The sequence below is a fragment of the Afipia felis ATCC 53690 genome (assembly GCF_000314735.2).
Taxonomy (GTDB): Bacteria; Pseudomonadota; Alphaproteobacteria; order Rhizobiales; family Xanthobacteraceae; genus Afipia; species Afipia felis.
The window spans coordinates 1,915,395-1,930,787 of record NZ_KB375270.1 but is presented as its reverse complement, the minus strand read 5'-3'; the positions used below and the strand labels follow the sequence as shown (position 1 = coordinate 1,930,787).

Genomic DNA, 15,393 nt, shown 5'->3' with positions numbered 1-15,393 from the left:
CGGGTGCGGCACGGGAGCAGTATAGCGTGGCAGGCAAGGCGATGCGGATAGGCACGCGCAAGAGCGTGATGGCGCTGGCGCAGACCAATGAGATCGCGCGCCAGTTGACGGCGGCCGATCCAAATCTTGCGGTGGAAATCGTCAAGTTCGAAACCACCGGCGATCAGGACCAGACCGGTAAGCTGCTTGACCTTGGCGGCAAGGGCGGGGCGTTCGTCGGCCAGATCCGCGATGCCATACGTGACGGTCGCCTTGAGGCGGCGATGCATTCGCTGAAGGACATGCCGGGCAACGAGGATACGCCCGGCCTCGTGATCGGCGCGTTGTTGTCGCGTGATCCGCCGACCGATGCTCTGGTTGTGCGCGATGGCGTGACGCTCGATGAACTGCGGCGCTCGCGTGGCAAAGGATTCAAGATCGGCACCAATGCGGTACGTCGCGTCGCTTATGTACGCCGGCTGTTTCCGGAGTGCGAAGTCATCCATTTTCGCGGCGCTGCGGACACGCGCATCCGTAAGCTCGACGGGCGGGAGATGCAGCGGCTGCCGGAAGGCGGCGAGGTCGGCCCGGCCGATGCGCTGGTGATGGCACGCGCGGGCCTCGAGCGTGTCGGTTTTGCGGATCGCATCGTTCATCAGTTCTCCACGGACGAAATGCTGCCTGCGGTCGGGCAGGGCATCGTTGCGGTGGAATGTGCCGCGGGCGATTGGGACACGTTACGGCGCCTGGCGACAATCGACAGCGCGGCTTCGCGTTGCTGCGCCGAGGCCGAGCGCGAAGTGTTGTGGGTTCTGAACGGGCACTGCAACTCGCCGATCGCGGGCTATGCCACCGTCGAAGGTGATGAGATTTCGCTCAAGGCGGCGGTGCTCGACGAAGCGAACAATCACTTCATCGAAGTGACGCGGCGAGGATCTGCTGGTCGGCCGCGCGAACTCGGCCGTGCCGTTGCGTTCGATCTGCTTGAAAAGGGCGCGGCCGATGTGATCGCCCGCACCCGTCCTTTATCGCATTAGCCCTTATAGGCCCGCACGCGCGCGATCATGCGTTCAACATGGGCGATCGGCGTATGTGGCTGGATGCCGTGGCCGAGATTGAAGATCAGCCGCCCCGCCGCGTAATTCGCCAGCACGTCGTCAACGGCTCTGTCGAGCGCATCGCCACCCGCGATCAGCGCCAGCGGATCGAGATTGCCCTGCAGGGCGACGCGGCTCTGCACATGCTCGCGCATGAATGACGGCTCGCTAGCCCAGTCGATGCTGACCGCATCGACGCCTGTGAGGGTGACATAAGCGGGCAGCATCGCGCCCGCGCCGCGTGGGAAGCCGATGATCTTCGCACCCGGCGCCTGCGCGCGGACGCCTTCGACGATGCGCCTTGTCGGCTCGATCGACCAGCGTGCGAATTCGGCGGGCGGCAACACGCCGGCCCATGTATCGAAAATCTGCAGCACTTCCGCGCCGGCCTGCAACTGGCCGAGCAGATAGCGGATCGAAGTGTTGACGAGCGCATCGATGATTTTTTCGAACGATGCCGGATCGCGATAGGCGAGAAGTCGTGCAGGAGCCTGATCGGGCGTGCCCTGGCCTGCCACCATGTAGGTCGCGACCGTCCACGGCGCGCCGCAAAAGCCGATCAGCGCGATGCTTGCGGGCAACTCGCTCCGGACGCGGCGCAGCGCTTCGTACACCGGCTCGAAGGTCGCGAAATCGGCGGAGAATTTTTCCGCTGCGATTTTCTCTGTCGTGTCGAGCGGATCGAGGCGCGGGCCTTCGCCGACCTCAAAGCGGACATCGCGGCCCAAGGCATGCGGCACCACGAGAATATCGGAAAAGATGATGGCAGCGTCGAAGCCGAAGCGGCGGATCGGCTGCAGCGTCACCTCGGCCGCGAGTTCGGGATTGTAGACGAGGTCGAGAAACCCGCCTGCCTTTTCCCGCACGGCGCGATATTCCGGCAGGTAGCGTCCGGCCTGGCGCATCATCCAGAGGGGAGGAGTGGTTTGCCGCTGTCCCGAAAGAACCTCGATGAACGGCTTGGCGGTAGAACTCGGGGGCAAACGTCAATCCTCAACTGGAATGGTGATGGCGCGATCCTGATACACCGCGGAAGCAGCCAAGGCCATGGCGAGGTGCCTGTTCTAAGCCCAAACGAGGAGCGGCCGGGAGTATAAGTGCTTTGCCGTCGAGCCGGTGTCCGGGTGCCGGTTTGCTTCGGTAGAACCCTTATCCTGAAACACGTTATGGTTGTTCAAAGAATTGAGGTGCACGCTGTCCGAAACCAGAAAGGTGGGATGATGGCACTTTTCAGCGGGGATCAGGAGTTACGTTCCAAGATCGATGCGGTGGGCAGATCGCAGGCGGTCATTGAATTCAACCTCGACGGCACGATCATCACTGCTAACGACAATTTCCTCGGTGCGCTCGGCTACCGGCTCGATGAAGTGCAGGGCAAACATCACGGCATGTTCGTGTCCGAAGTGGAGCGCAGCAGTGCCGAGTATCGGGAATTCTGGAACAGGCTGCGCAAGGGCGAATTCCAAGCGCGCGAATTCAGGCGTATCGCAAAGGACGGTCGCGCGGTTTGGATTCAAGCATCCTATAATCCGCTCTTCGATCGCAGCGGCAAGCCTTACAAGGTCATCAAATTTGCCTTCGATATCACGCAGCAAAAAATGCAGAGCGCCGATTACGAAGGCCAGATCCGGGCGATCCACAAATCGCAAGCCGTTATCGAATTCGACCTCGACGGCAAGATTCTGACCGCCAACGAAAACTTTCTGGCGGCGCTCGGCTATTTGCTGGAGGAAATCCGCGGCCAGCATCACGGCATGTTCGTCGAGCCTGCCTATCGCGTCAGCCCGGACTATCGTGAATTCTGGAGCGCACTGCGGCGTGGCGAATATCAGGCTGGCGAATTCAAGCGCATCGGCAAGGGTGGCCGGGCGGTGTGGATTCAGGCCTCCTATAATCCGATTTATGGCGCCGGCGGCGAGTTGATGAAGGTGGTGAAGTTCGCAACCGATGTGACCGCGCAGGTCGAGGATCGAATTCGTCGCGGCGAAATCCAAAAGGCCATCGACGGCGACCTCGATCTGATTACGGGCGCGGTGACCGAGACCACAGGACGGATCACCTCCGTGGTCAGCGCCTCGACGCAGACGTCGTCGAATATGCAGGCGGTGGCGTCCGGCGCCGAGGAACTTGCAGCTTCGGTAGGCGAGATCAGCCGTCAGACGGCGAATGCGCTCGATATTTCGATGCGCGCGGTAAAGCAGGCCAATGAGACCAACGAGATCGTCTCAGGGTTGGCTGCTGCGGCCCAGAAGATCGGCGATGTGGTCAAGCTCATCAACAATATCGCGGATCAGACCAATCTGCTGGCGCTGAACGCGACGATTGAAGCCGCACGCGCGGGCGAAGCGGGCAGGGGATTTGCGGTGGTGGCGTCCGAGGTGAAGAGCCTCGCCGCGCAGACCGCGAAGGCGACCGACGAGATCAGCAGCCAGATCGCCGAGGTGCAGAGCACCACGTCGAACGCGGTCACCGTGATCGAAAGCATCACCGGGACGATTTCGCAGGTCAATGAAATCTCCTCGGCCATCGCGGCCTCCGTCGAGGAACAAGCGTCGGTGACGCAGAGCATTTCGTCGAACATGCAGGTGGCCGCCAAGGGCGTGTCCGAAATCGACAGCAGCATGAGGGAAATCGCCGAGGCGACCCGTTCCGTCGATGATGCCACGCGCAAGGTGAAAGAGGCCTCGCGCAAGCTCGCCTAAAGCACGCCTCAGTGAGGTTGGGACGGAGCGACCTTTGCGCGGATGTCCTTGAGGATCGCGGGCAGGAGCGGGCGAACCTGATCGACGCTCATGCCGGCCTTGATGCGCGGATCGTAGAGGATGTTGAGGAGATAGCGATCATAGGTGTCGAAGAAACCCATCGACACCGCATCGTTGAACATCGTCCACGGCACTGAGCCGGTGTCGTTGATCGGCCCGAGTGACTGCAGCATTTCCTCATAGGCGCAATCGAGGAAAACAAAATCGCCGCTGTCGACCGTCAGGATGACCTCGGCGTGTTCGATCTCGTAGTTGTCGTTCTTCCGGAAGCCCGACAGACATTGCGGGTCGAGCGATTTGCGGATCTTCTTGGCCGTCGTCGTGCCGTAGGATTCGCGGATCGAGCGGTCGAGGTCGCGGTCGCGCACCAGTTGCACGATGAGGTTGGCGTCCTCGCGGCGCGCGGTCACGGCGATGTCGATATGGCTGACATGTTCGGCGATATCGGCCGTCACGGCTTCGACCTGGCGCCTGCGGTCCGGCCTGTCCAGGCCGGTGACGAAAACCCGAACCGGCTTCTGGAATTTGCGGATGCGGTCGACCTTGCCGGCGAGTTGATATTCCGCGCCGAAAGTCGTCTTCAGAAAACCGTCGACAATCTCCGCGTCGGTGAAATCAGTCTTCTGGTCGTGCTGTTTTGCCGCGATGGAAGGAATCTCCGCGTCGGCCGCAAGCGCACGGCCCGCAAAACAGGCTGCTGCAAGGATGGCGAGGCTGAGGCGCGCTCCCTGCGTCATGCTCAGTTCTTGACGTAGACCGTGGCGCCAACCGAGACGCGGTTATAAAGATCGATGACGTCCTCGTTGACCATGCGGAAACATCCTGACGATACCGCCTGTCCAATGGTTTCCGGCTCGTTCGAGCCATGAATGCGGTACAGAGTAGAGCCTAGATATATCGCTCGCGCGCCGAGCGGATTGTCGGGGCCTCCCACCATGTGGCGCGGGAGATCGGGGCGGCGGCGCAGCATCTGCGCAGGCGGCGTCCAGCTCGGCCATTCTTTCTTGGCGGAGACGCGATGCACGCCACCCCAGCGGAAACCATCGCGGCCGACGCCGATGCCGTAGCGCAGGGCTTCGCCGGGGCCTGTGATGAGATAAAGCCGCCGCTCGCGCGTATCCACGACGATGCTGCCCGGTGCGTAATTGCTCTCGTAGCTCACCCGCTGGCGCTGAATCGGGCTGGAGCGGCCGATCCCCGAGGAGAAGAAGTTCGGGAACATGGTGTCGCGAACATCTGCCTCCTGCGCGGCAGCGAGCGACACGCTGCTCAAGATCATGCAGGCGGAGAATAACGAAACGACACGCTTCATCGGCGGACCTTCCATGTGTTCTGATCGTGGATACGGAGAACCCAGAAAGGCCATATTCTGCGGAGGGCTGCAACCCACAGCAACGTGAAGGCGGCATATCGTCTCTGGGGCACGACTATACGTAAAAGCTTGCCGATTTGAGGATTGCAGGAATTGATGGTGGGCGCACAAGGGATCGAACCTTGGACCTCTCCCGTGTGAAGGGTGTGGCCTATATAAAGAAACACGCTATTCAAGCGGGTTTTTTGCATTTATGGAATGGTGTGCACAGAATTTGCACAGATTATTTAGGCTGTGTCTTGTGCCATAATGCGCCGCCTGCGGGCGTCAATTCGACTGGTGATCTTGCGAACTTGCGCCGCCGCCTCGTCGTCTATGCCTGATAATGCATTCGCTGCCGCACGGAGCTTTTGGCTGGCCTCGTAAAGGGAGAATGCTTCTAGTGAGTGCATAGCGGCGTCCTTCTTGGTGCTCACGCCTTCCCCCTCTTCCTTGTCCCACTCCCGTGCACCCAATCCACGCCCGCGTAATTTCTACCAAGCCCGACCGGGTCTTTCATCCACGGCGCGTCCAGCCAAGCCTTCACCGTTGGTAGCGTATCGATCGCCTTAATCAGTTCCTTCTGGGGCAGGTTGGTGTAGTGCCGGCTCATGTCGGTGACGGCGTGCCCGAGGATCTGGTCCTTAATGTGCGGGTGCACTCCGTTGGCAACAAGCTGCGTAGATACGGTGTGGCGGGCCGTGTAGGGCGATACATCGGTTATTCCGCTGCCGTGTATCCGCTTGCCGGTCCTGGCATCAACGCGCTCTGTGCGCTTCCGCGCACCGGATAGTGCCTTCTTCATCTGGCCGCCAATGCCTTCCCGCACCACGAAAGGGCGATCATTCCACTGGCGCACCAGTTTGCCGCCGCGTTTCTTTAGGGCGGCCATCAGCGGAACTAGTGCCTTATGCATCGGGACTCCCCGTGGCTCGCCAGTCTTCGAGGTGCGCAGCGTTATCCAGCGGCCCTTAACGTCGACATCCGCGCAATCCATGCTGAACAACTCAATCGGCCGCATGCCAGTGTAAAACAGGATGGTCATAACGATCGCGTTGGCTGGCGACATAGCCAATACGAACTCAGCGGCGCGATCATAGGATACCGGCTTGTTACCGGCGCGACCCGACGAAACCACAACGATGTTCGTGCCTTTGGGTTTCTTCGGCCGCTTCCACTTCCGGTAATCCGCCCAATCGTTGCCAACGGCATGATTCCACACGGCCACAAAGGGGGTGTAGAATTGTCGATTTCTAGTGTCTGGTCGCGCGTTTGGGTATGCCTCAAGAGCGGCGCGATCGAGGTCGGATTGGGTGATGGTTTTTAGTTTACGTCCCTCAAATCGCCCGAAGAGGCCGGTCCACTTTGAGCCATCGAACGAACCCAGGAACCGCTGCGAGCCTCCAGATTTCACATATGAATCTGCTGCGTAGTCGAACGTAACAACGGCCTTCTTGCCGAAAACAAGCTCATTTTCCCGTTCGTTCTGCTTCTCTCTCAGGATGCTTTTCGCGGTGGCTTGTACAGAAGTTTTCGTAGACTCGAAGATTTGGCGCCCATCAGGATTGGTCCCGCGAATGTACCAGTTGCCTTTGTTGCCCCTTCTGTAGAGGTAGTACTCTGACATCGCATACCGTTCCAAATCGCCAAAATGTCACTATCGGAAAAGAGGTAAACCTTACCATTCTTGGCGTAAAATGGGAGGCGCTTAATCGTATCCTGGAGCGCTCGGCGGCTCATACGAAGTTTGGCCGCCGCCTCATTCAACGTATAGACGTTGCCAAGAGCAGGCGGTTCATTATCATTCGCCACCACCCTCATTGCCCGGTGTCCTTGGGGTTGGCGGCGGCTTTCTTTCGCCTAGATGGGGGCTTTGCGGTCCATCCGTGGCGCTTCAGGCAATCTGCCATCTGTTCTAGGGCAACGGTATCAAGGTCGTTGGCATCTGTTATGCGACGGCCACGGTTCTGACCGACGACTACAATCTGATCGTAATCAGCGTGAGCTTGCGAAACGACCATTCCAGCGCCGAACCACGTGGCGAGCGCGTCATGATCACGTTCGTGCCATCCGCGCATTGCCCGAGCAATTCGCTCTCCAATGTCATGCTCTTTGGCAAAATTGAAGTCGTTATAAAGAACGGCGACGGTGTTAAATCCCATCCTTCCCTCCGTTTCCTGCAATGAAGGCGCGGGCGCAAAGATCGCGTATTGCGTCAAAGTCTCGCTGGAAGTGGCGGCCAGCATTCAGCGCAGCCGGTGTTGGCGTCCGACAAATCTTATCGATCTGCTGGATTCTATTCATCGCCTCTGCAAGGCGGGATTCGGCGGCTTCTGCTCGGGCTAGAAACTCGCGACGCAAGCCAGCTTCAACTTGAGCGGCCTGTTTCCATTCACCCCGTTCCGCCTCCGCCTCTCTCAGTGCTTGCGAAAGGGATTCGAGACGGTCGGCGGCTTCCGTAATGTTGGTTGCAACACCTTTCGAGAATTGAATCCCGCATCGGTCGGCGTCAAAGCGCAATCTCGCAACCAACCTCGCCACGTCCTGGTGCGCGTCGGTCATGGCTTTCGTCCCAGTATGCGTCGCATGATGGACTTTGGCGAAAGCGGTATGGTTGCGGCTATCTCACCCTTACAGATGGCGAAACTCATCGCGCTAACCTTACGGCGCGCATGCTCCATGTCTTTGGCACGAACGGACATGCCGTAAATGTCGCCGTCGAACCGATATTCAAATAGAAAATCACGCTCAGCCATCCTTCCCCTCGCTCTTTTCATCTTCTTGATGGGCGGAGAGCATGGCGCGGTAGATGCGAGACGGCTGCCATGAGTTTTCATCGTAATAGGAGCGCGCACCTGCTTTGAGCATCGCAGATGTCGGATCCTTCGGCACCAGAACCATGCCTTCCGCAGCAAGGGCGGCGAGGAAGGCTTCTGCTTGTTTAAGCGCAAGCTGCTGTTCGGCCTTCGACGACGTTTCGAATGGGTAAAATTCTTCGTCGTACTCAGCGGCTACAATCGCCCGCGCACCCGCCTCGATTGCTCGTGATGATAGGGTCATGCTGGTTTGACCTCTAACGAGACCCTCCGGCCAATGTAGTAGGTTCTACGCGCCGTTTCTGTGTCTGGAATTTCGATCTCGTGCAAAACCGTCGAATACAAGGACTCAAATTGCAGTTGCTTCGCCTTCATGCTCACGCAAAGACGCTCGCCTGATTTCTTCACCTCATGTACCGTGGCAACGAGCTTCATTTGAAATTCTCCTGGTTGGAAATTGTCTCCGCATGTGTGTCTGGCGGGCCGGGCGCTACTCCGGCAGACGCTTGCAAACGGCTCGCGTCGGTCCCACCCGTATATTTCGCCGGGTCCGTTAATGGGCACACCGTGCGGGAGCTTTCCGCACCTCCGCCAGATTCCTTCGCCGCGTCCCCGGCATGAGCGGAGAGGGCGGCATAGTCCGAAGCGGCTTCACTGAAATCCGGATCGCCACGCGGCGGTCCTTCATCACGCTCGGTTGCAGCAAGCCACTCGTTATGAACTGCGGTTGCGCCAGCAATAAACGCCTCCCGTATCGCGCCGTCGCTTGCGGGAGAGGGGCTGATGCCGGCCAGCCGTTGTCCGATTTCGACAAACTCGTCCCATTCCATGGTGACGGTTTCTGGCTCCGGCCGCAGGCCTCGATAAAACTGATCGCCAAGCTCACAGCAGGTAACCGCAACCGCTTCCATGCCCACGCCGTTATCGACGCGATGGAACGGATCGCGTCCGCAAAATGGACAGCACGGCTCAACCGCCCCCACCTCAGCATCGTCTGGTGTCGATGGCAGCGGGAGAGCGCGGATGTTGAAAGCTATCGTTTCAGCAGTGGCGTTTCTGACTTTGCTTCCGCGAACGCCATCATCGCCAACCATATTTTCGGCCACCTTCGCCGCCGCTTCGATCCCCTCGCGGTATCCCGCGTCACGGTCTGTCATGGCTTGGGCTCCGGTTCGAGTTCGGCAACGTCTGGGGCAAATAGGTCGTTGTCGCCGTAGGGCCACCATTTTGGGAGAGGTTTATCGACTTGAACGGTCGCGCTCCACTGTTCTTCTGGCATCAGCGGCCCGCGCCGAACAAACTCACCATCGTCATCAAAGACATCGTCATGATGCGGGTACAATCGAACGATGGTGCCTGTGCAGACGCGCGGTGCCTTCTCGTACTTCATCAGATATTCTGAGTGGTACCGAACTCGCTGGCCGATTTTAGGTGCTCGCTTCATTGCTATCTCCATGTTTCTAAATGCCGCGCATCTCCTGCGCGTGAGGAGAGTCTAGCAAATCGACTTTTGCGATTTTGCAGTTCGGCTGCGTTGCTATTAAAGTTGTGCCTGTGCCGCAGTCATTATTTTTCGATTTTGAAAAACTTGACATCGATAAAACGCGGGTAACTTGAGCGCCGTGCGTCCATTCAAGAGCAAGAAACCCTTTAACGGTTGGCAGTAGACTTCTCGAAAATAATTTTCGCGCCATCATTCACCCTCCTGTGCGGGCGCTGGCGGCGCGAGGATGGGAAGGATGCGGTCACACTCGTGATCGACCGCTTGCCACTGTTGCGAGTGATCTTCGGCAACATTGGTCGGGTTCGTGTATTTCAACAGCGCGCGAACCATCCCGACGAGCCGCGCCACGGCCTCGCGGTCAACTGCGGGGGTGGGTGCCGTCTCTCCGGCTGTCACGTCCATTATCTCAGACGTTGCAGGCTGGACCACGCCAGCCTCGCCTACTCGCAACCCTGTTCCGGCGGTAGATCGTCTTACGGTGTCTGTGACACCAGCCATACCGGCTTTGCCTTTGGTTGCTTTCGCTTGGGATTGGTCAGATTGCTCCTCGAAACGACCGCGACGGACACCCTTCTGAAAGGACTCGTCAAGCTGCGCTCGAAATTCTTCACGGGTAAGGATGATGACGTTGGCGGAAATGCTCATGACGGTCCCCCCGCCTTGGCTTCCGATGCGGAAAGGGCGGACGAGACGTATTCGAGCGCAGCTTTCCAGCCTTGTCGCGCAGCGTAGGTTTCCGGGTCCACGAAAAGATAGTGCAGCGAATGCTGATGCATATCGTAGCGATTGGCTTCGGCCCACTTGTCGAATGCCTTATGTTCTACCCTGCATGGCTCCAACGCCTCCCTCATCGCCACATCCGGCGCAGACGGGGTGCGGGAACGGAGTTCGCGTTCTGCATCGCAGATAGCGGGGACGTGTTCGACAGCATCCTCACCGCGAAGTATTGCGCATGACGCTGCGTGAAGCCGATCCGCCAGCGCCACCAGTTCTTCACGCTTCTCAACCATGACAAACCCCCGCTGCAATCCACACCGCCGCGACAATCGCGACGACAATCCATCCGCGCGCACCGGGTAGACAGACGGCACCGCTATTCGGCATGGCGCACCTCAGCAGTCATGGCGTCGGCCACGGCACCCAAAACATCTTCGTATTCGTCCGGGGCGAGAGGCGGGCTATCCATGAGGCGCATCGCGGGCGGTAGAAGGCGGCGTTGCTGCCAAACACGAAGCAAATGATCTGCATGCATTTGTGGAGTCACAGCACACCTCCGATGAATCCAGTCCACATGGCGACAATGGCGAGTGCTGGAATTTCAAGGACAGCGGATGCGAAGAACAGGAATGCGATGATGATGCGCATCAGCGTTTCTCCACTTGCGAGGAGCGGGCGAGGGCGATTGCGCAGAATCTATGAAGCCAGTCTTCCGCGCCTCGTTTAGCGCAATCCTCCGTTTCGAAGCCGCTGCCGGCATAGAGTGTGTCACCCCCGTACACTCCATCGAATGAAACATGGAAGACCCATCCGCACCCACGGTCGCGCTGGTCTGTGGTCGAAATCTCCATGCCATTACCAAGATCGATGCGCGACCAGTTGCGAGATTTTTCCCAACCCATCACGCAGCCCTCGCGAAGCTACGCACGGCGTCACGCCGCAACAGCTTGCGCATCACGTAATGCGCTTTCAATTCCATGCTGGCGTAGCTGGCTTCTTCCGGCGTGACGTATCCGGCAACGCTGCCGTCAAGCGCATAACGCGGCGCACCGGCCTTCAAAGCGCGCAGATATTTGGGGCCGAATGTGTAGGCGCGCAGGAAATGCTTGATGTCAGCGGCACCCAATCCGGTGTTGGTGCCGATCAAGTCGTACTTGATGCCCAAGGCCAAAGGCCGCTTGGCCTGGCCGCTATGAGCGATCGAAGCGAACATCTCCGCAAGATGCTCACGCTGCTCGCGGTATGCAGGCCAGTTGATGCTGCGATTGATCGAGCGGCGCTTTTCGATAATGGATGACATGTGAGTCTCCCCGATGCGATGGGGAGACTGTATGCGATAATCGCACTATTGTCAACTAGAAAAATGCGACTATCGCACTTTATTGTGCGACGGCCCTAGAGCAGCCAGACCGCCCTAAAAGGCCAGCACTCGGCCAGCGACCCTCCCGACGATCTTCAATTCTTCAAGTGTCATTGATTGATTGTCGCGATGCGAAGGGTTGTCAGAAATAACCCGAACCGTTGGTGGGTCGCTCTTCCACACATATTCTAGCCGTTTAATTTGCGGCGCGCGGTGGCCGTCAGAGATTAGATAGAGCCCATCATTACCGAACGTGGTGACGCGCAAGTCGATTACAGCCTTGTCGCCATTCCTAATCGTTGGCTCCATCGAATCGCCACGCACCTCCATCACAACAGAGTGCTGGCTCGACGCCTTCATAGTGTTTTGTAAATATCCGTCGGGGAATACCCATTCCGCGACCACCATGTGTCCCATCATAGTTCCCCCGTTAATATTGATTTGTATGAATTCTCCTACTGTCCCTTCACCAGCCCCCGCGGTGACGTCCAACTCTGGAATAGCACCTGGCATGCGAGCATCGTAATGCTCGCGGTTATAGCCACGCCCGTACTCCTGTTCGATTCTACTAATCTCAACTAGATCGGTGCCTTCGTATTGTGCCCCCTCCACTGGGGGTAAGCATAGCTCTATTAATTTATTAGACCTTAGATAATTAACGAGCGCGGCATATTCCTCGATGTGAATATTCCGATCGCAAGTGAGTATTTTAGAAACGCGACTCGGATCGTTGTGTCCGAAGATTCGCGCGAGGTCAGAGTTTTTGAGTCCGGCCTTCTCTTTGACGACGGACATCCACTCAGAAATTTTTCTCCGGTCCATTTTGAAATTCCCTCTTTTTACGCAGTACGATAGTGCGATAATGGCATTAATTTTGCGCCGCGTCATGTGCTAATATCGCATTTTTAACTTGACACAAGTGCGATTTTCGCATATGGTTAGCAACATCAAAAGCGAGGTGGTGAAATGCTGGATGTTGTGGCTGGACGACGGGTAACTGAGTTTTTCGCACTAGTTCAAGCGTTCCCCGAGAGTCCTCCGCAGCGGCCGAGCGAACCGCTCACTGAGACGAGATTCGCCACACTGCAGGGCTGCGGTGGCCATTATCAGTGCCGGCGCATCCCCGTGACGCTTCCTTACAGCGGGACGCTTCAATAGCCGCTCGGCATACGGGCCAGCCCAATTCTACGAAACAACTATTCGCCGCTTACACCGTTCGCGGTGAACGTCACCACTTTGCCAGGAGTTCAAATGTCACCGGAAGAGAAGGCGCTTTATCAGATGCACATGTTCGATATTGGCGACGTTGTCGCAATCGCGGACACCGACTCTGTCGGTGAAATTACCGGCTTCCTGGTCGCGGACGGGCAGGAGGATTCCTATCGCGTGCTCTACACCGATGCGGCTGGCTCGCCGCATGAAACGTGGTGGCGAGCCTCGCTGCTGTCGTCTGTTGGTTCGGATGACAACGTCATTTGCTTCAACTGCGCGAAAGCCGCGCGATCTTCCAACCGCAACAACGCAACGGTGCACTGATGTACGGGCTGCACAAGGAGGAATGCGAGATGGCGAGCGACAAGCCGAAGTACAAGGTGGGGCAGCGGGTGCGGGTGGTTAGGGAGGGCCACAATGGGAGTGGACATGATGCCTGTGTCGGTGATGTCGGCACCGTGTTCGCAGCAGACCCTAATGCCACCTATTGCGAAGGCATAATAAACGGTCCTTGGTATTTTCACGACAGCGAAATCGAACCAGTCTTCTCGCCGGGCGACCGCGTCCGCGTAACGCGCTGCAATGCGTACTTTGCCAAGGGGGACGAAGGCGTTGTTGAACGCGACGGCAAACATTCTGTTTACGTCAAGCGCGGTGACTATCAGCGATCAGGATTGCCGATTTCGGCAGAAAGTCTTGAGTGGCTTGGTGCTGCTGATAGCGCGGAGCGCAATGAGCAGCAGGAGCCGAAGTTCAAGGCGGGTGATGTGGTGCGCTTGAAGCGATTTCCCGGCGTCAGCCGCACAATTGCAGGCGTTAAAACGGAATACAGCCAAGGCGTGTCGTTCGATGGCGGCACAGCATACGATTATGCCGATACTATCGGTTGGGATTACGAGGAAAGCATCGAACTCGTCCACCCAGTCTCACAACCCTGCATCGTCGCCCTCGTAAAGCATGGCAAGCCACGGCCCTCACAGTGGCCGCACGTTCACCACTCAGCAGCAGAGGCGACCAAGGAAGCAGAGCGGCTGGCCTCAGTTAACCCCGGCAAGCAGTTCGACGTCTATCAGCGCGTCACGGGGCGGGTTGGTGACGTGCAGGTAAGGGAGGTGGCGTGATGGCAAGTTGGGACAATCCGCAGTTCTCATCCCTCATCGGAAAGACGATGAAGGATGTTCGCCAGATTGGCGACGATCGCATCGTATTCGAGTGCGATGACGGCAAGGAATACGCGCTCTTTCATGTGCAGGACTGTTGCGAGAGCGTAATCATCAGCGACATCTGCGGCGATCTTGCAGACCTCGTTGGCACGCCGATCTTGTTGGCCGAAGAAGTAAGCAGCTCCGACGACCCGCCTGACGTTGCGGCGAAGAAGGCCGCTGAACGCGCGGCTAAGCCAGACGATTATTACTGGGATGCCGAGAGCCAGACTTGGACTTTCTACAAGCTGCGCACAATCAAGGGCAGCGTTGACATCCGCTGGCACGGCTCATCGAACGGCTATTACTCGGAATCCGTTACGTTCGCGGAGGTGGCGTGATGTGGTTCACGGAAACAAAGCCGATCGACTTTCTAGATCGTAAACGCATGGTGACTCTCAACGTCGGCCAGCTTGTTGATGCAATCGCGGAGGCGTTGCGCGTGGTCGAAGACGCGCCAGAAGAGCCGAAGTGGAAGGCTGGCGATCGGGCTTACGTCGAGGTTGAAGTAACGGGCACAGACAAGGGCAGCGTCAACTTCAAGTTTGCCGATTGGAAGGGCACGGCAAGTTTCGCGCTTGGTGCCCATTATCTCAAGGAGATCGAAGAATGAACAACATCACCAACCTTTCCACCTACGCAGCGGCACACCCGCGCCTACTGCCGCTCGCCAGTGCGGCAGTAATAACCCTCCAGCAGGCACTTGCCTCTGGCACAACCGCGGCCAGCATCAGAGCTGTCGCCGACTGGAACGAGCGCAAGTCCTACGACGAGCGCCGCCGCAAGGCTCGCTCACGGCAAAAGGCGCAGGCTGCAGCATTGCGTGTGGTGGCGGACCAGTTGGGCGGCTGGCAGGTAAGGGAGGCGGCGTGATGGCGTATCGAATTGCATGGAAGTCGTGCAGCCAATGGGCGGGGACAGAGTTGGAAAACTCATGACGGCTCAGAGGAATACGAAACGCGGGAGGACGCGGAGGCGGCGTTGCGCGAAATGAACGAAGACAGCGACCTCATGGAAGATGTGCACCATGCGGCCGTCGAGGCGCAGGGCGTCGAGGGTTGGCTAGAAATAGTGGAGTCTGCCTAATGTTCTCAATCCGCAATTCATCAGCGCGCAGCACGCCAGACGATCGTCAAGGCGTCGCCACTGTTGGACTTCTGCTCACCGTCCTAACGCTGCTGCTCGGTAGTGCAGCAGCCTGGATCACCCACGTTATCGTCTGCATCAAGGCCAGCGCGTGGGTGTTGCTCGCGTTCGGCTGCATCGTGGCGCCGGTTGGCGTGATCCATGGGATTGGTGTTTGGCTGGGGGTGTTTTGATGATTGAAGCACTTCTTATTTCGTTTGCGTTCGGCGCTCTTGGTGGACTGATCGGCTCCTCCATCGTCATTCCC

25 protein-coding genes are annotated in these 15,393 nt (G+C 58.2%); 8 read left to right on the top strand and 17 right to left on the bottom strand.

Annotation, left to right across the window (positions count from 1 at the left end):
• Positions 1-41 precede the first annotated feature (41 nt).
• A complete protein-coding gene (gene hemC, locus HMPREF9697_RS09160) occupies positions 42-1,016 on the top strand; it encodes a hydroxymethylbilane synthase (RefSeq protein WP_002716917.1) in 975 nt (324 codons plus the stop codon).
• Here hemC and hemE read toward each other — a convergent pair.
• A complete protein-coding gene (gene hemE / locus HMPREF9697_RS09155; protein ID WP_002716916.1) occupies positions 1,013-2,059 on the bottom strand; it encodes a uroporphyrinogen decarboxylase in 1,047 nt (348 codons plus the stop codon). The genes hemC and hemE overlap by 4 nt on opposite strands.
• 237 nt (positions 2,060-2,296) lie before the next feature.
• On the opposite strand from hemE, the gene HMPREF9697_RS09150 reads away from it, so the two are divergent.
• Positions 2,297-3,778 carry a methyl-accepting chemotaxis protein gene (locus HMPREF9697_RS09150; RefSeq protein ID WP_002716915.1) on the top strand — a complete coding sequence of 494 codons (1,482 nt, stop codon included), beginning with the start codon at positions 2,297-2,299 and terminating at the stop codon, positions 3,776-3,778.
• Between the two features lie 8 nt (positions 3,779-3,786).
• Here HMPREF9697_RS09150 and HMPREF9697_RS09145 read toward each other — a convergent pair whose 3' ends face one another.
• The 16 genes from HMPREF9697_RS09145 to HMPREF9697_RS20115 all read right to left on the bottom strand — a co-directional run bounded on the left by HMPREF9697_RS09145 (position 3,787) and on the right by HMPREF9697_RS20115 (position 12,474).
• Entirely contained in the window at positions 3,787-4,575 is a 789-nt protein-coding gene (locus tag HMPREF9697_RS09145; protein WP_002716914.1) for a DUF2927 domain-containing protein, read from the bottom strand.
• Between the two features lie 2 nt (positions 4,576-4,577).
• Entirely contained in the window at positions 4,578-5,150 is a 573-nt protein-coding gene (locus tag HMPREF9697_RS09140) for a L,D-transpeptidase (protein WP_002716913.1), read from the bottom strand.
• 287 nt (positions 5,151-5,437) lie between these two features.
• Positions 5,438-5,626, bottom strand: coding sequence for a hypothetical protein (locus tag HMPREF9697_RS09135; protein WP_147293888.1), 189 nt, complete (start codon positions 5,624-5,626; stop codon positions 5,438-5,440).
• Entirely contained in the window at positions 5,623-6,816 is a 1,194-nt protein-coding gene (locus HMPREF9697_RS09130; RefSeq protein WP_002716912.1) for a site-specific integrase, read from the bottom strand. Before HMPREF9697_RS09130 ends, HMPREF9697_RS09135 begins: the two co-directional genes overlap by 4 nt.
• 190 nt (positions 6,817-7,006) lie before the next feature.
• Positions 7,007-7,351, bottom strand: coding sequence for a hypothetical protein (locus HMPREF9697_RS20895; RefSeq protein ID WP_002716911.1), 345 nt, complete (start codon positions 7,349-7,351; stop codon positions 7,007-7,009).
• On the bottom strand, positions 7,341-7,751 hold the full coding sequence (locus tag HMPREF9697_RS09125; protein ID WP_040307877.1) for a hypothetical protein: 411 nt from the start codon (positions 7,749-7,751) through the stop codon (positions 7,341-7,343). The genes HMPREF9697_RS20895 and HMPREF9697_RS09125 overlap by 11 nt, the downstream gene beginning before the upstream one ends.
• Positions 7,748-7,945 (bottom strand): hypothetical protein, encoded by a 198-nt coding sequence (locus HMPREF9697_RS09120; RefSeq protein WP_002716910.1) that lies wholly within the window; start codon positions 7,943-7,945, stop codon positions 7,748-7,750. The genes HMPREF9697_RS09125 and HMPREF9697_RS09120 overlap by 4 nt, the downstream gene beginning before the upstream one ends.
• Entirely contained in the window at positions 7,938-8,249 is a 312-nt protein-coding gene (locus HMPREF9697_RS09115) for a hypothetical protein (protein WP_002716909.1), read from the bottom strand. Before HMPREF9697_RS09115 ends, HMPREF9697_RS09120 begins: the two co-directional genes overlap by 8 nt.
• The gene (locus HMPREF9697_RS09110; protein ID WP_002716908.1) at positions 8,246-8,440 is read right to left on the bottom strand and encodes a hypothetical protein; all 195 of its coding nucleotides are present in this window, start codon (positions 8,438-8,440) and stop codon (positions 8,246-8,248) included. The genes HMPREF9697_RS09115 and HMPREF9697_RS09110 overlap by 4 nt, the downstream gene beginning before the upstream one ends.
• Positions 8,437-8,916, bottom strand: coding sequence for a hypothetical protein (locus HMPREF9697_RS09105; protein WP_169333027.1), 480 nt, complete (start codon positions 8,914-8,916; stop codon positions 8,437-8,439). The genes HMPREF9697_RS09110 and HMPREF9697_RS09105 overlap by 4 nt, the downstream gene beginning before the upstream one ends.
• 242 nt (positions 8,917-9,158) lie before the next feature.
• Complete coding sequence (locus HMPREF9697_RS09100) at positions 9,159-9,449, bottom strand: hypothetical protein (RefSeq protein WP_002716906.1); 291 nt, start codon at positions 9,447-9,449, stop codon at positions 9,159-9,161.
• A gap of 16 nt (positions 9,450-9,465) precedes the next feature.
• A complete protein-coding gene (locus tag HMPREF9697_RS20890) occupies positions 9,466-9,702 on the bottom strand; it encodes a hypothetical protein (protein ID WP_002716905.1) in 237 nt (78 codons plus the stop codon).
• The gene (locus tag HMPREF9697_RS09095; protein WP_002716904.1) at positions 9,699-10,154 is read right to left on the bottom strand and encodes a hypothetical protein; all 456 of its coding nucleotides are present in this window, start codon (positions 10,152-10,154) and stop codon (positions 9,699-9,701) included. Before HMPREF9697_RS09095 ends, HMPREF9697_RS20890 begins: the two co-directional genes overlap by 4 nt.
• Positions 10,151-10,519: a hypothetical protein gene (locus HMPREF9697_RS09090; RefSeq protein WP_040307875.1), complete on the bottom strand. Its 369-nt coding sequence runs from the start codon at positions 10,517-10,519 to the stop codon at positions 10,151-10,153. Before HMPREF9697_RS09090 ends, HMPREF9697_RS09095 begins: the two co-directional genes overlap by 4 nt.
• Positions 10,520-11,127: 608 nt before the next feature.
• On the bottom strand, positions 11,128-11,526 hold the full coding sequence (locus HMPREF9697_RS09080) for a ProQ/FINO family protein (RefSeq protein ID WP_002716900.1): 399 nt from the start codon (positions 11,524-11,526) through the stop codon (positions 11,128-11,130).
• Between the two features lie 114 nt (positions 11,527-11,640).
• Positions 11,641-12,474, bottom strand: coding sequence for a S24 family peptidase (locus HMPREF9697_RS20115; protein WP_081602527.1), 834 nt, complete (start codon positions 12,472-12,474; stop codon positions 11,641-11,643).
• Between the two features lie 363 nt (positions 12,475-12,837).
• Here HMPREF9697_RS20115 and HMPREF9697_RS09070 point away from each other — a divergent pair, with 363 nt between their 5' ends.
• The 6 genes from HMPREF9697_RS09070 (at position 12,838) to HMPREF9697_RS09040 (ending at position 15,319) form a co-directional block, all read left to right on the top strand.
• Positions 12,838-13,122 (top strand): hypothetical protein, encoded by a 285-nt coding sequence (locus HMPREF9697_RS09070; protein WP_002716897.1) that lies wholly within the window; start codon positions 12,838-12,840, stop codon positions 13,120-13,122.
• A gap of 29 nt (positions 13,123-13,151) precedes the next feature.
• Entirely contained in the window at positions 13,152-13,919 is a 768-nt protein-coding gene (locus tag HMPREF9697_RS09065) for a hypothetical protein (protein ID WP_147293887.1), read from the top strand.
• Positions 13,919-14,341, top strand: a complete 423-nt coding sequence (locus tag HMPREF9697_RS09060) for a DUF7448 domain-containing protein (RefSeq protein WP_002716895.1) — start codon at positions 13,919-13,921, stop codon at positions 14,339-14,341. Before HMPREF9697_RS09065 ends, HMPREF9697_RS09060 begins: the two co-directional genes overlap by 1 nt.
• Positions 14,341-14,613: a hypothetical protein gene (locus tag HMPREF9697_RS09055; protein ID WP_002716894.1), complete on the top strand. Its 273-nt coding sequence runs from the start codon at positions 14,341-14,343 to the stop codon at positions 14,611-14,613. Before HMPREF9697_RS09060 ends, HMPREF9697_RS09055 begins: the two co-directional genes overlap by 1 nt.
• The gene (locus HMPREF9697_RS09050) at positions 14,610-14,873 is read left to right on the top strand and encodes a hypothetical protein (RefSeq protein ID WP_002716893.1); all 264 of its coding nucleotides are present in this window, start codon (positions 14,610-14,612) and stop codon (positions 14,871-14,873) included. Before HMPREF9697_RS09055 ends, HMPREF9697_RS09050 begins: the two co-directional genes overlap by 4 nt.
• A 212-nt stretch (positions 14,874-15,085) precedes the next feature.
• A complete protein-coding gene (locus HMPREF9697_RS09040; protein ID WP_002716892.1) occupies positions 15,086-15,319 on the top strand; it encodes a hypothetical protein in 234 nt (77 codons plus the stop codon).
• Positions 15,320-15,393: the final 74 nt, after the last annotated feature.